Origin of the sequence: Nocardia stercoris, assembly GCF_003696265.1 — a bacterium.
Taxonomy (GTDB): Bacteria; Actinomycetota; Actinomycetes; order Mycobacteriales; family Mycobacteriaceae; genus Nocardia; species Nocardia stercoris.
This window is the reverse complement of record NZ_RFFH01000011.1, coordinates 100,949-114,005: the sequence shown is the minus strand read 5'-3', so window position 1 is coordinate 114,005 and position 13,057 is coordinate 100,949. Positions and strand designations below refer to the sequence as shown.

General features: G+C 68.6%; 14 protein-coding genes and 1 pseudogene. 12 read left to right on the top strand and 3 right to left on the bottom strand.

From position 1 onward, the window contains the following. Window positions 1–44 precede the first annotated feature (44 nt). From EBN03_RS23120 to EBN03_RS23110, 3 genes are read left to right on the top strand one after another with little or no spacing between them, the layout of a single operon-like run. Window positions 45–491, top strand: coding sequence for a Zn-ribbon domain-containing OB-fold protein (locus EBN03_RS23120; RefSeq protein ID WP_122190194.1), 447 nt, complete (start codon window positions 45–47; stop codon window positions 489–491). Between the two features lie 38 nt (window positions 492–529). Then, window positions 530–1,666 carry a GGDEF domain-containing protein gene (locus EBN03_RS23115; protein ID WP_158675717.1) on the top strand — a complete coding sequence of 379 codons (1,137 nt, stop codon included), beginning with the start codon at window positions 530–532 and terminating at the stop codon, window positions 1,664–1,666. 51 nt (window positions 1,667–1,717) lie between these two features. Beyond that, on the top strand, window positions 1,718–2,659 hold the full coding sequence (locus tag EBN03_RS23110) for a LysR family transcriptional regulator (RefSeq protein ID WP_122190192.1): 942 nt from the start codon (window positions 1,718–1,720) through the stop codon (window positions 2,657–2,659). A gap of 235 nt (window positions 2,660–2,894) precedes the next feature. On the opposite strand, the pseudogene EBN03_RS35860 reads toward EBN03_RS23110, so the two are convergent. Then, window positions 2,895–3,239, bottom strand: a pseudogene (locus EBN03_RS35860) (hypothetical protein); the annotation flags it as partial. An 82-nt stretch (window positions 3,240–3,321) separates the two neighbouring features. Here EBN03_RS35860 and EBN03_RS23105 point away from each other — a divergent pair. Continuing rightward, complete coding sequence (locus EBN03_RS23105; RefSeq protein ID WP_122190191.1) at window positions 3,322–3,771, top strand: carboxymuconolactone decarboxylase family protein; 450 nt, start codon at window positions 3,322–3,324, stop codon at window positions 3,769–3,771. 21 nt (window positions 3,772–3,792) lie between these two features. On the opposite strand, the gene EBN03_RS23100 is transcribed toward EBN03_RS23105, so the two are convergent. Beyond that, window positions 3,793–4,695 carry a LysR family transcriptional regulator gene (locus EBN03_RS23100; RefSeq protein ID WP_122190190.1) on the bottom strand — a complete coding sequence of 301 codons (903 nt, stop codon included), beginning with the start codon at window positions 4,693–4,695 and terminating at the stop codon, window positions 3,793–3,795. 115 nt (window positions 4,696–4,810) lie between these two features. On the opposite strand from EBN03_RS23100, the gene EBN03_RS23095 reads away from it, so the two are divergent. From EBN03_RS23095 to EBN03_RS23060, 8 genes are all read left to right on the top strand, one after another. After that, a complete protein-coding gene (locus EBN03_RS23095; protein WP_122190289.1) occupies window positions 4,811–5,224 on the top strand; it encodes a carboxymuconolactone decarboxylase family protein in 414 nt (137 codons plus the stop codon). Window positions 5,225–5,608: 384 nt separating this feature from the next. After that, entirely contained in the window at window positions 5,609–6,691 is a 1,083-nt protein-coding gene (locus EBN03_RS23090; RefSeq protein WP_158675716.1) for an AraC family transcriptional regulator, read from the top strand. Window positions 6,692–6,959: 268 nt separating this feature from the next. Then, a complete protein-coding gene (locus EBN03_RS23085; RefSeq protein WP_122190188.1) occupies window positions 6,960–7,292 on the top strand; it encodes a hypothetical protein in 333 nt (110 codons plus the stop codon). 32 nt (window positions 7,293–7,324) lie between these two features. Then, complete coding sequence (locus tag EBN03_RS23080; protein ID WP_122190187.1) at window positions 7,325–8,473, top strand: GGDEF domain-containing protein; 1,149 nt, start codon at window positions 7,325–7,327, stop codon at window positions 8,471–8,473. Between the two features lie 50 nt (window positions 8,474–8,523). After that, window positions 8,524–9,474, top strand: coding sequence for a LysR family transcriptional regulator (locus EBN03_RS23075; protein ID WP_122190186.1), 951 nt, complete (start codon window positions 8,524–8,526; stop codon window positions 9,472–9,474). Window positions 9,475–9,541: 67 nt separating this feature from the next. Further along, entirely contained in the window at window positions 9,542–10,516 is a 975-nt protein-coding gene (locus EBN03_RS23070; protein ID WP_122190185.1) for a 4Fe-4S binding protein, read from the top strand. After that, window positions 10,513–11,628: a 4Fe-4S binding protein gene (locus EBN03_RS23065; protein ID WP_122190184.1), complete on the top strand. Its 1,116-nt coding sequence runs from the start codon at window positions 10,513–10,515 to the stop codon at window positions 11,626–11,628. The genes EBN03_RS23070 and EBN03_RS23065 overlap by 4 nt, the downstream gene beginning before the upstream one ends. Further along, window positions 11,618–12,214, top strand: a complete 597-nt coding sequence (locus tag EBN03_RS23060) for a cupin domain-containing protein (protein WP_122190183.1) — start codon at window positions 11,618–11,620, stop codon at window positions 12,212–12,214. Before EBN03_RS23065 ends, EBN03_RS23060 begins: the two co-directional genes overlap by 11 nt. Before the next feature lie 45 nt (window positions 12,215–12,259). Here EBN03_RS23060 and EBN03_RS23055 read toward each other — a convergent pair whose 3' ends face one another. After that, window positions 12,260–12,550, bottom strand: coding sequence for a DUF6221 family protein (locus EBN03_RS23055; RefSeq protein ID WP_122190182.1), 291 nt, complete (start codon window positions 12,548–12,550; stop codon window positions 12,260–12,262). Window positions 12,551–13,057: the final 507 nt, after the last annotated feature.

The window sequence follows — 13,057 nt, the reverse complement described above, 5'->3', positions numbered from 1 at the left end:
CGCTGGATGGGAACCGCGTTCGTAGCCATCCCATCGGAGGTTCCATGGCTGAGCAGATCTACGAGTCCGGCCCGACCGCCGCCGGAACCGGATTGATGATTCGCCGGTGTTCGCTGTGTGGGAAGTTGCTCGCGCCGCTGATCGGCGAGTGTTCGAAGTGCGGGTCTCGAAAGCTCGACTGGATGCCCGCCTCCGGCCTGGGGTCGATCGTGTCGTGGCGGTCGGCGGACCGCTGTATGGGCGATATCCACTCGTCGATGACGCCGTTGACGATCGCCATCGTGGAGCTCGACGAGGGTCCCTGGCTGTATGCGACGGTCGACGGCGATGTGCCACCGCTGTCGGATCGGCCGATCCGGGTGCGTTTCGAGCCGCGTCCCCCGCTGGATCGTTTCCCGGTCTTCGTGGTCTGTGGCGCACAGATTCCGTCGGCTGCGCTCGGCTCCTCGGCCGCCCGTGAAAGCGCCGACGCCTGGGAATTGTCGGCTTGAAGCCCGACGACGCGCGAACCGGAGGAAGTTCGATGCAGATGTCCGTCGAAGTTCGAGAGAGCTCCGATACCGACCGGCCGCGGTTCCCGGCGACCGAGCGACCGCCGGTCGCGACCGCCGCCGCCACGCTGACGGTGTGGGGCACGGTGCGTGCGTGGTGGCGCGATCCCCTGGATTACCGGTGGCTGGTCCGCACCCTGGAGAAGCGCGCGGCGTTGCATACGATGCGGGGATTCATCGCGGCGGCCGGCGCGACTCTCGCCCTGATCACGGGACTGAATCTGTTCTCCGCTGCCGGTCCGCAGGGCTGGGTCAGGCAGGTCACCGTCTTCAACACCGCCACGGCGGTGGTGTGGGCGGTGAGCTGGGCGCTCGGGCCGTGGCCGAGTGAGCGTCGTTCGCTGGTGCTGATGGCGGGTGCGGACGTGCTCGTCACCGCAGGCTGCCTGGCGGAGAGTTGCCGGTTGTTCGGTGCGCTGAGCCTGATGCAGCTGGTGGTCACCGGCGGGTACTTCGCCATGTTCCACGGTCCGAGAGTGCTGGTATTACATGGCGGGTGGTCGCTGGTCTCGGTGCTGGCGCTGACGTGGCTGCTGCTGCACGACCACACCGGTGACACCGCCGAGGCCGCGTCGGTGGTCCTGACCATGGCCGCGGTGACAGCCATGCTGTTCCCGGCGTTGCACTTCTGCTGCTGGGTGCTGCGGATGGACGCGCTCACCGATCCGCTCACCGGCCTGCTCAACCGCCGTGGCCTCGACTATTACGTGTCGTCCTGGTTCGGGCCCCGCGCCCACGGGCCGGTCTGCCTGATGACGGTCGACCTGGACCGGTTCAAGCGGGTGAACGACACGTTGGGTCACGCCGCCGGCGACCGGGCACTGGCCCGGGTCGCGTCCTGCCTGCGGGCCACCACGCCGGCGGGCGCGGTGGTCGTCCGCAGTGGCGGCGAGGAATTCATCGTCGCGGCCCGGCTCGCCGCGGCCGCCGCGACGGCCGCGGCCGATCGGCTGTGCCGGGCCATCGAAGCCGAGGGTGCGGTGACCGCGAGCATCGGTCTGGCCGTCACCACTACCACCGCTGCCGGCGGCCTCGACGACTTGGTCCGACGCTCCGACACCGCGATGTACCGGGCGAAGCGCTCGGGCGGGAACCGGGTGTGCATGGCGGGATGACCGAGCGGCTCGCTGTCCACCTCTACCTTCTGATGTCTCAGGTTGCACACCATGGAAATTCATACTCGCCAGCTGCACTATTTCGTCGCGGTGGCCGAGGAGCTCAGTTTCACCCGGGCGGCCCGGCGGCTGCACGTCTCGCAGCAGGGGCTGAGTGCCCAGATCAAGCAGCTCGAGCAGGGGATGAAGGTCGTCTTGTTCTCCCGTACGACCCGCTATGTCCAATTGACCGCTGCCGGAGAGGCGTTCCTGCAGGATCTGCGCGGCATGCTGACCGGGTTGAACACGGCGGTCGATCGGGCGCGATCGGTCCATCGAGGTGAGCGGAACCGGCTGGTCCTGGGCGCCTTGGAGGGTGGGGCGCTCACGTTGACCGAGCCGATCCTGTCGGCGTTCGGCGAACGTCATCCCGGGATCACAGTGGAATGGCGGCAATTCGACTATGTGGACCCGTCGGCCGGCCTGACCCGCGGCCTGGTGGACGTCGCCTTCACCCGGCGGCCGTTCGTGGACGACGGAATCCGCTTCGAGACGTTGTTCGCCGAACCCTTGATGGTGATGGTGCCGGCGGATCATCGTCTGGCCGAGCGCACGGAGGTCTTCGCGCACGAGCTGCTCGACGAGCCGCTGCTGCGTGCGGCGACCACCGACCCGGTGTGGAATGCCTTCTGGGAGTTGAATTCTCATCGGGGAGGGGGCGGCGCGCCGTCGGTGGCCCGGTCGAATTCGCTGCTGAAGGAGGTGGCGACCGGGACGGGGGTGATGCTGACGGTGGCGTGTGCGCGGCGGATCCCGTTCCCGGGAATCCGGTTGGTGCCCATCGCCGATACCCCACCGAGCGAGGTCGCCGTCGGCTGGCGCGAAGACAGCGAGACCCCGCTGGTCCGGTCGTTCGTCGACATCGCGCGCACCGTCCGTGATTCCCGGCCGGAACTGGTTGCGCGACTACAGAAGCCGGACTTCGCGGACCGAACGGCCCCGGCCCACCTGTGATCCGAACCCGGACTCGCTGCATCGCCCTTCGGATGTTGTCAGTGTCGGGGAAGCGGCCCGGTGAGCAGGGCTCGGATTCCGGGTGTCGGGTCGAATTCGGAGGCCGTCGACGTGGTCGAGTAGGAGGCGACTGTGTTCCTGGGGGGCGGTCGAGCCGAGGCGTTCGAGCCATGGGGTGATCCACGAATTGACGGTTTGCGGCCGTCGGTGATCGGTTCGCGCAGTTCGGGATGCGCGTTGCTTCGAGGAACAACGCGTAGCATGCGGCCGTGCGGTTGCGGCCGGCGCCGAGTGCGTGGCGTACGACCCCGGCCATCGCCTCGACCAGTGCTTCGGTGCTGTCCGGTTGCAGGATGCCGCCCACGGTTTCCCAGTCGCGCCGGTCGAGTTCGACCAGATGGTCGCCGCTGAGCCGGTGTCGTGATCCGGAGGGGGACCCCGACACCGGCTCGGCGAAGATGCGGGCCGAATTCCCGTCCGGCCCACCGCGGAACCGCTGCTCTGTGACGGCTCGGTGGTTGTCTGCTGCGGATCGTGGTGACCGATCCGCTGTCGAGGAACTCCGAGACCTTGACTGCATGTGCGACATCGCCTTAGTTTATATGCGTGAGTCACACATATAACGAGCCCGGAGGGGCGCACGGAACCGAAGGGCAGGGCCCATGCAAGCACGCATGAAGACCATCGCGAATCCCGACCTGATCACCGGGATCACGCATCTCCAGAAGGCGATTCACGCCGGTGGCGTCGATCCGCTCGTGCTCGAGCTGGTCCATCTGCGGGCCAGTCAGATCAATGGCTGCAGTCCGTGCGTGTTCGCCGGTATCCAGGCGGCGAAGAAGCACGGCGAGACCGAGGAGCGGCTGCACAGCGTGGTCGCTTGGCGGGAGACCCCGTTCTTCACCGACGCGGAACGGGCCGCGCTGGCGCTGGCCGAGGCCGCCACCCGGATCCAGGACGGAGCGCCGGGAGTGAGCGACGAGATCTGGGCGGCCGCTGCCGCCCACTTCGACGAGAAGGAGCTGTCCGCGATCATCCTGAACATCGCGATCACCAACTTCTTCAACCGGATCAACCACACGATCCGGGAGCCGGCCGGCAAGCCCTGGTGACGGTGCCGGGCGTCCGGCGAGTCACTCGTCCGGGTTGTGGCCGGCGGCGACATCGGCCAGCACCTCGCGGAAACGCTCGACCGCCGGGTTGCGGTCCGTGACCCGGCGGACCAGGTGCAGTGTGGTGCGGGTGCCGGCCAGGTCGCGGGGGACGACACCGACGCGGCGCAAGGTCCGGTGCGACCGCGACATGACCGCCCCGCCGAAACCGGCCGCGACCAGGGCCAAGACCGTCTGGACGCTGCGTCCCTCCGCACCGATCCGCGGCACGACTCCCGCCCGCTCGCACAGGGCATGGATCTCGTCGTGGGACTGCGGGGAGACGTCGCGGGGCCACAGCACCAGCGGGATCCGGCCCAGATCCGACAGCGGAGCCGGGCCGCCGCGGTGGGCGAGGGGATGGCCGACCGGCAGGAAGAAGGTCAGCGGCTCGTGCCACCACTGCTCGGCCGCCAGGCGCGGATCGCGCAGGGGGAGCCGCTGGACCGCGATGTCGAAGCGGCCGTCCAGCACCCCCTGCGACATCTCGGTATCACTGAAGCTCTCTTCCAGCCGCAACGCCACCCGCGGCAGTTCGCGCCGGACGCGCCCCAGCGCGGCACCCAGCGGACCGTTGATTCCGGAACCGGCGAAGGCCACGGTGAGGTGTCCGCTGCGGCCGTCGGCCGCGAGCCGGACCTCCTCGACCGTGGCGTCGGCCGCCGCGAGCAACGAGGTGGCCCGGCGGACGAGCGCGGCCCCGGCGGCGGTGGGGGTGAGGTGGCGGCCGTCGCGCTCGAAAAGCTCTACGCCCAGCCGATTTTCGAGGTCCTTGAGCTGACGGCTGAGCGTCGGCTGGGTGAGACCGAGGCGGCGCGCGGCGCCGCTGACCCCACCTTCCTCGGCGACGGCCACCACATAGCCGAGGAGCCGGAGTTCCAGCATCAATGCCTCCCGAGCATGGGTTCGATACCTTCCCAAGCCTAATCGGCTGTACCGACTCGGTCGCGGGAGAACCTTGGTTCGTCACCCGGAAACCATGACTCGCAAGGAGCTCACCATGACCACCACCCACACCCGCGCCGACCGCTACACCGACGGCATGGCGGTCCTGCAACGGATCGACGGCGAGGCCGGACAGCGAGTCGTCGACACACTGGCCGACGTCTCGCCCGAGCTCGGCCACCAGGTGGTCGCCTGGGCGTTCGGCGACATGTACGCGCGTCCCGAACTCGGGGCGCGCGAACGCCAGTTGGTCACCCTGGGCGTGCTGACGGCGCTGGGCGGCTGCGAGATCGAACTGGAGGTCCATATCAACGCCGCCCTGAACGTGGGCCTGACTCCGGTCGAGATCTCGGAGGCCCTGCTGCACTCGGCGGTGTACTGCGGAATGCCCCGCGCGATCAACGCGACGCTGGTGGCGAAGAAGGTGTTCGCGGACCGCGAGCTACTTCCCGTCTCCAACATCGCCTGACCCGGCGCGGTCGAACTGGCACGGCAACCGGCCGAAACGGCGGCGGGGTGGCGCAGATTCCCCCGTCGCCCACGGGCGGTCGAGCACGACAATCGCCTGCTCAGGACCCTCATCACGGCCTGACTCGAGGTAATCAGCGCCCCCATGGGGGGCAATTGCGACGCGGAGGGGGGTCTGTGCCGCCACCCCTCGCCGGTTCGCTTCGTACTACTTGGTCCGCACATTAGGTTCGAGGCGTTCGAAATGAAATCCGCGTGGCCGTCGGGGTCTGCGCTCACCGGTTTTCGACGGCCTATTGCGGAGCGATGCGTGAGGTATTCCTGTCATGGTTTGCTCGGTCTCGGGAACAAGTGATCGGCCAGGTCGGCGATGTATTGTGACGTCGTGAGCGGTGGCTCGGAGCGCGGCGTACAGCGCCGCGACGGTGGTGATCCGGTGTTGCACGACGCGCGGATTCCGCCGATGGTGCTCATCGGCGTATTCGACCTCGGCGAGCGGATGGGATTGAACACCGACTCCTGGCTGGCGGGTACCGCCGTCGCGCGTTCCGACCTGGATCTGATCGAGACCCGGCTGTCGTTCGCGCAGGCCTCGACCATTCTTCGGCGGGCATTGCGCATGCTGCCCGCCGGCGCGGTCGGGATTTCGGTGGGCACCCGGGACGTGGTGCAGTCGTGGGGTTTGCTCGGGCTGGCACTGCGTTCCTGCGCGACGCTCGGTGACGCGTTCGAACTGGGGTTGCGGCTGCATCAGGCCGCGGGGAGCTTGGTCGACTGCGAGGGCGAATACGGTGCCGAGGAATTCTCGCTGGTATTCCTGGAGCGCTGTCCCGAACCGGAAATTCTGCCGTTCCTGTGCGAGGAGGCGACCAGTTCGATCCTCGCGCTGCTGCGGCTGTGGTTCGGTGAGGGGGAAGCCCCGAAGCGGATCGAATTCGGTTATCCGGCACCCTTTTACGCGCACCTCTACGACCGGGTGTTCCGCTGCCCGATCACCTACGACGCCGACGTCACCCGCATGTACTTCGAGGCGTCGATGCTGGAACGGCCCGGTCCGACGCCGAACCGGGCGCAGCTCGCCGCCACCCTCGCGGCGATGCAACTGCTGGTGGACTACGACGAGAACCGGCCGGAGATCGTGGTGGCCATCGAGGGTGTGCTCCGGGAAGACCTGCACAAGTCGGTGACCGCCGCGGTGGTGGCGGATCGACTCGCGATCAGTACCCGCACCCTGCAGCGACGGCTGGCCGATTCGGGTGAGACGTTCCAGTCGATCCGGGATCGGGTCCGGCACCGTCGCGCCACGAGTCTGCTGCGGGATTCCGATCTGCCGATCGCCGCGGTGGCCGCGGAGGTCGGGTACAGCGACGGCCGTGAATTCCGGCGGGCGTACCAACGCTGGACCGGGATGACACCCAGTGCCGAACGGGCGGATGCCCGGGCGGCGGGAACGGTTGCCGGACGATGAGGATCGACGGCTTTCGGTATCCATCTACCATTACAGGAAATGCTGTGACACGCAATTGCGTACATCGAGAATAACTCTCGGATCACCCTGGTTCACCTCGGAAGCTCGCGGTGATATCGCGTTGGGCAGCTACGATTTTCGGGTAGCACACATACGATCCGATGGCGATAGTCGTCAGGTACGGGGCGGATCGTCGCTGATATTTCGATCGCTCGGATATTTCGGTGCGGGCATCGCTGTGTCCCGCACCGAGAGCGGAAATGAAACAATGAGTTACGCATTCACTTGTATTCCCCTGGCATACGGTTACGTTCGCACCGATCTGGTCGCGCCCCAGCGGCTGGCCGAGACCGTCGCCCGCTTGACGGCGGCGGCCGCGGACCACGGGCACGAACTGGCCACCGTCTTCTACGAGGATTCACCGCAGAGCGCGGCCCTCCCGGAGGCTTTCGCGGAGTTGACCATCGAGTGCCGGCGTTCCGGCGCACACACCGTGTTCACCTTGCCCGGGCATCTCGGGGGTATGGCGATTCCGCGAATCTGCCTGCTGGACTTCCTCGCTGCCCGCGGCAACGCCCATGTCTGGGAACTGTCGTCCTGATGCTCGACGATGCCCGATCCGGAGGGAGCACCATGCCGAACCTCGTCGAAACCGACCCGCTCACGGTGGCCGAGGCGGTGCGGTGGACCGGCACCGCCACCGAGTCCGCGCCGGTGTCGCGGGCCGACGGTGCTCGGCAGCGGGCCGGCTGGGACACGCTGCGTGCCTGGTGGCACGACCCGATCGACTACCGCTGGCTGGTCCACACCCTGGAAACCCGTGGCGCGCTGCACACCATGAAGGTCATCGTCGCGCTGGCCGGCGCCGCGCTGGCCGTGATCACCGGACTGAATCTGATCTCCACCGCCGGCCCGCACGGCTGGGTCCGCCAGGTCACCGTCTTCAATACCGCCATGGCGGTGGTGTGGGCGGTGAGCTGGGCGGTCCTGCCGTGGCCCGGCGAGCGCCGGTCGCTCGTGCTGGTGGCGGGCGCGGATGTGCTCATCACGGCCGGTTGCCTGGCGGAGAGCTGCCGGTTGTTCGGGGCGCTGAGCCTGATGCAGCTGGTCGTCACCGGCGGTTACCTGGCCATGTTCCACGGGCCGCGGGTGCTGGCGCTGCACGCCGGATGGTCGCTGCTGTCGGTGCTGGCGTTGACGGCGATGGTGCTCCACGCGCGCACCGGCGACACCGCCGAGGCCGCGTCGGTGGTGCTGACCATGGCCGCCGTCACGGTCATGCTCATGCCGGCGCTGCACTTCTGCTACTGGGTGCTGCGCATGGACGCCCTGACCGATCCGCTGACCGGCCTGCTCAACCGGCGTGGTCTGGACTACTACGTGTCGTCCTGGTTCGGGCCCGGTTCGCGCGGGCCGATCTGCCTGATGACCATCGACCTGGACCGATTCAAGTGCGTGAACGACACTTTCGGGCACGCCGCGGGTGACCGCGTACTGGTCCGGGTCGCGGGCTGCCTGCGGGCGGCCGTTCCGCCGGGCGCGGTGGTCGCGCGCAGCGGCGGGGAGGAGTTCATCGTGCTCGCCCGCCTGTCCGGGCCGGTCGCGATGGCCGAAGCGGGTCGCCTGTGCCGGGCCGTCGCGGGGGACGGCGTGACCGCGAGTATCGGTGTGGCCGTGAGCGGCACGGTGGCGGCGGGGCTCGAGGACCTGGTCCGCGGCTCCGATACCGCGATGTACCGGGCGAAGCGCGCGGGCGGGAACCGGGCGGCTGTCGCGTCCTGACCGCGGCACCACGACAACATCTCACCTCTGTTCGGATCAGGTTGCGCACCATGGATATTCACACTCGCCAGCTGCACTATTTCATCGCGGTGGCCGAGGAGCTCAGTTTCACCCGGGCGGCCCGGCGGCTGCACGTCTCGCAGCAGGGACTGAGCGCCCAGATCAAGCAGCTCGAGCACGGGATGAAAGTGGTCCTGTTCTCCCGCACCACCCGCTGCGTCGAATTGACCGCTGCCGGTGAGGCATTCCTCACCGACCTGCGCGGCACGCTGACCGGCCTGAACGCCGCGGTCGAGCGGGCGCGGTCGGCGCACCGGGGCGAGCGGGACCGGCTGGTGCTGGGCACACTGGAGGGCGCGGCACTGACCCTGACCGAACCCATTCTGGCGGTGTTCAAGCAGCGGCATCCCGGAATCGCCGTGGAGTGGCGGCAATCCACCTACCAGGATCCCTCGGCCGGCCTCGCCTCCGGTGCGGTGGACGTCGCCTTCACTCGACGGCCGTTCGTGGACACCGGGATCCGGTTCGAGACGTTGTTCGCCGAGCCGCTGATGGTCATGGTGCCCGTGCGGCATCGCCTGGCGGAGCGGGCCGAAGTGTTCGCGCACGAGCTGCTCGACGAACCACTGCTGAGCGCGGCGTCGGCCGACCCGGTGTGGAATGCCTTCTGGGAGTTGGCCGCTCATCGCGACGGGCGTAGCGCGCCGGTCGTGACCCGATCGAACTCGATCCTGCAGGAGTTGCACCAGGTGGCCACCGGGGCCGGAGTGGTACTCACCGTGGCTTGCGCCCGGTGGATCCCGTTCCCGGGTATCCGGCTGGTACCGATCGCGGATACCGCGCCGAACGAGGTCGCGGTCGCCTGGCGCGCCGATCACGAGACCGCGCTGGTCCGCTCGTTTGTCGACGTTGCCCGCACGGTGCGCGACTCGCATCCGGAACTGGTTGCGCGACTGGAGAAGCCGGACTACTCCGACCGCAGGGTCCCGCTGCGGCGCTGATCCGAATTCGCCGGGCACCGACCAGTTTCGGTGCCGGGCGTCGTCTGTATCTGCGGGAGGTAGTGACATGACCGGAGTGCTGGACGCGGCGGAGCTGCGGGAGATGTGCCTGGCGGCCGGAGCCGACGACGTCGGCTTCGTGGCGCTGACGACACCGGGCCTCGAAGGGGAGGTCGACTATGTGCGCGAAGCGCTGCCGAGCACCCGTTCGCTGATCGCGGTGTGTGTTCGGTTGGCGCGGGACAATTTTCGCAGCCGGGCGGCGAGCCTGGTGAACACCGAGATCGACACCGCCATACCGGTGCTCGACCGGATCGGCCACGACATCAGTATCGGGTTGCAGGACCGCGGATTTCGCGCCATGTACCCGTCGGTGACGTTCCCGGTCGAGGCGCACCGGCTGCCGAGTCGCGGCTGGACGGTGTCGCACAAGCCGGTGGCGGTGGCGGCGGGACTGGGCCACATGGGGATCCACCGCTGTGTGATCCATCCTCGGTTCGGCAGTTTCATCGGATTGGGCACGGTACTGACCGATGCCGAGATCACACCGTATTCCGTTCCGCTGGACTGGAATCCGTGCCTGGGCTGCAATCTGTGTGTGGCCGCGTGCCCGGTGGGCGCGATCCATACCGACGGCAGCTTCGACTTCAACAGTTGCTACACCCACACCTACAACCAGTTCGTGAACAACTTCGCCGACTGGGTGGAGACCATGGCCGACAGTACCGACGCCGCGGACTACGGGCAGCGAATGAGCCCGGGCGAGACCACGATGCAGTCGCGGCGACAGTACCGGTCCGGTTACTGCGTCGCGGTGTGCCCGGCGGGCGAGGACGTGATCGGCCCCTACCTGGCGGACCGGAAACAGCACCTGCAGCTGGTGCTGCGGCCGCTGCAACGCAAACGCGAGAACGTGTACGTGAGTGCCGGATCGAACGCGGAAGCCCACGTGCGCAAACGGTTCAAGGACAAGTCGGTCCGCTACGTCGACACCGGGATCATGCCGCCCGACGGCATCGACGCGGGACCGGAGCCGAAATGAGCGACCTGAACCGACCTGAGCGGCAATGGAATCCGCTGCACGTACCGGTGCGCCGCGGCACGCCGGAACAGCCGCACCCGACCGTCGCGGCGGCCCGGGCGCAGCCGGCGGCCCGACCCCGGCCGGAACTCGACGCCGACTGGCTGCGTGAGCTCTGCCTGGCCGCCGGCGTCGACGATGTCGGATTCGTGGCGCTGGAGACGCCGGGGCTCGAAGGCGAACGCGACTACGTCCGCGAGGCGCTGCCCGGCACCCGCGCCCTGATCGGCTTCTGCCTGCGCACCAGCCGCGACAACCTGCAGAGCCGGTCGACCAGCGCCGCCAACCGGGACGTCGCCACCACCCAGGAGCTCGCGCACGAGGCCGCGCGCCGCATCTGCCTGGAATTGCAGCGGCACGGTGTGCGGGCGCTGTATCCGGCGTCGGGGCTCCCGGCCGAGATCCACCGATTCCCCGAGCGGAGCTGGGTGGTGTCGCACAAGCTGGTGGCGGTGGCGGCCGGGCTGGGGCAGATGGGGTTGCACCGCAACGTCATTCACCCGAAGTTCGGCACCTTCGTCGTGCTGGGCACGATTCTGCTGGACCGGCCGGTCACCCGGTATGCGCAACCCGTCGCGTCGAATCCGTGCATCGACTGCGGGCTGTGTGTCACCACCTGCCCGGTCGGCGCGATCCACGCCGACGGAGGTTTCGACTTCGACGCCTGCTACACCCACAACAACCATCACGAGTTGTCCAATTTCGCGGGCTGGGTCGAGGAGGTGGTGGACAGCGCGGACGCCGCCGACTACCGGCGGCGGGTGACGCCCAGCGAGACCCTGGCGGTGTGGCAGAGCCTGTCGTTCCAGCCGCAGTTCCGCGCCGGTTACTGCGTGGCGGTCTGTCCGGCCGGCAGCGACGTGGTCGGCGCGTATCTCACCGACCCGGAGGCTCACGCTCGCGACATCGTGGAACCCCTGCGACGCAAGCCGGAGTACGTCTATGTCGACGCCGATTCGGCGGCGGCGGAACACGTCCGAACGAGGTTCCCGCACAAGGTGATTCGGCATCCGCGCCGCGTGGACGTGCCGGAACCCGCGCTCGATCCGGTGCCCGAACACCATGACGAGTGAGATCGAACTCCGGCGTGATCTCCCGGTCTTCGAGATCTATGCGGGGGCGAACGGGGCACGCCTCGAGATCCACCCGTGGTTCTTCGTCGCCGGGCGGCAGTACCTGGGGACCACCCGGGTGCTGCCGCCCGGCACCGGGAAGGCCCCGGCCCACATCCACGTCGGCATCACCCAGCACTCGTTCCTGCTGGCGGGGGAGCGGGCCACCTACCGGCTGGGCCGCCGCACGCGCACCCTGGCGCCGGGGGACGACCTGATCGTGGAACCCGGTGTGCCCCACACCGATCCGTACAACGACTCCGACCAACCGATCGTCGTGCGCAGCCTCTACTCGCCCGGGCCGGTCTGGCTGCTGGCGTTCGCCCGCACCCTCGGCCAAGCCCTGAGGGACGGAAAAGTGGACGCGCACCAGGAATTACGCCTCCCACACCTGCTGCTGATGCTCGGGTCGCCGGGCTCGGTCACCTTCGCGGCCGGCATCCCGCTGCCCGTACAGCGGCGGATCCTGCTGCCGGTAGCCACGCGCCTGGCCCGGCGCCGTGGGTACGCCCCGGCCGCGGGCCTACGCGACCACATCTTCGGCTGACCGGGGATCCGGGGCTGACCCGGGCGGTGGCAGCGTCGATCCAGTTCACAGCAGGGCGTCGGCGGCCCATTCGGTGCGGAAGTCGGGGTGATCGGACCAGATCGAGGCGAGCTGGACGAGGACCGCCTTGTAGCCGTGCCACTGGCCGAGGCGGTAGCTGGGGTCGCCCTGGGTGTGGCCCTCGCCATAGGCGATGGTCTGGGCGTAGCGGGCGAAGGCCACGATCCGGCGTTTGGCCTTGCAGTCGGCGAGTACCCGATCCGGTTCGCCGCCGGCGTCCAGGGCCGCCTGTTCGATCTCGGCGACCCGGGCGTCGATGAAATCGTCGATGGTCATTGCGCCGGCCTCCACTCGTCCTCGTGAGCTCCGGATCGGGGGTCCGCGCGCCGGTCGGAGGGTGCAGGCCGGCGGGCGGTCCCGGCTCGTCCGGCAATCTTCCACCTGCGCTTACGCCGTGACAGCGGCGGGTGCGCAATCCGGTGGCCGCCGCTCGGTCGACGCCGTTCGCGACGACCTGCTGGACGCGGTGCAGACCGCGGGGATGGTGCGACTCGGTCGTTCCGCTGGGTGATGGCCGGTGCCGCGCTTGCCACCCGCACGGTCGTCGGTGCTGGGCCGTCCGGCGGGGCGCAGGGTCCGAGTGTGGCGGTCGTCGGGGAACTGCGCCCCCTCCGCGCAGCTCCCCGACAGCCGTTCCTCGATGGGATTACGGAAATATCCGGCGCCACAACAGAGTGAAAGGCCGCCTCGTCGACGACGTTGTCATTTGAGGCGAACCGGACATCATGACAACATGCCGCGCGCGTAGGGTAAAGGTGTCCGGCGCACACTGTGTGGAGGTAC

What these genes read in the sequence shown, in the direction of transcription:
- EBN03_RS23075 (WP_122190186.1), top strand. Translation starts at nt 8,524, where the DNA reads ATGGATATTCACACTCGCCAGCTGCACTATTTCATCGCGGTGGCCGAG.
- EBN03_RS23115 (WP_158675717.1), top strand. Translation starts at nt 530, where the DNA reads ATGTCCGTCGAAGTTCGAGAGAGCTCCGATACCGACCGGCCGCGGTTC.
- EBN03_RS23095 (WP_122190289.1), top strand. Translation starts at nt 4,811, where the DNA reads ATGACCACCACCCACACCCGCGCCGACCGCTACACCGACGGCATGGCG.
- EBN03_RS23120 (WP_122190194.1), top strand. Translation starts at nt 45, where the DNA reads ATGGCTGAGCAGATCTACGAGTCCGGCCCGACCGCCGCCGGAACCGGA.
- EBN03_RS23065 (WP_122190184.1), top strand. Translation starts at nt 10,513, where the DNA reads ATGAGCGACCTGAACCGACCTGAGCGGCAATGGAATCCGCTGCACGTA.
- EBN03_RS23085 (WP_122190188.1), top strand. Translation starts at nt 6,960, where the DNA reads ATGAGTTACGCATTCACTTGTATTCCCCTGGCATACGGTTACGTTCGC.
- EBN03_RS23100 (WP_122190190.1), bottom strand. Translation starts at nt 4,695, where the DNA reads ATGCTGGAACTCCGGCTCCTCGGCTATGTGGTGGCCGTCGCCGAGGAA.
- EBN03_RS23055 (WP_122190182.1), bottom strand. Translation starts at nt 12,550, where the DNA reads ATGACCATCGACGATTTCATCGACGCCCGGGTCGCCGAGATCGAACAG.
- EBN03_RS23105 (WP_122190191.1), top strand. Translation starts at nt 3,322, where the DNA reads ATGCAAGCACGCATGAAGACCATCGCGAATCCCGACCTGATCACCGGG.
- EBN03_RS23060 (WP_122190183.1), top strand. Translation starts at nt 11,618, where the DNA reads ATGACGAGTGAGATCGAACTCCGGCGTGATCTCCCGGTCTTCGAGATC.
- EBN03_RS23070 (WP_122190185.1), top strand. Translation starts at nt 9,542, where the DNA reads ATGACCGGAGTGCTGGACGCGGCGGAGCTGCGGGAGATGTGCCTGGCG.
- EBN03_RS23110 (WP_122190192.1), top strand. Translation starts at nt 1,718, where the DNA reads ATGGAAATTCATACTCGCCAGCTGCACTATTTCGTCGCGGTGGCCGAG.
- EBN03_RS23080 (WP_122190187.1), top strand. Translation starts at nt 7,325, where the DNA reads ATGCCGAACCTCGTCGAAACCGACCCGCTCACGGTGGCCGAGGCGGTG.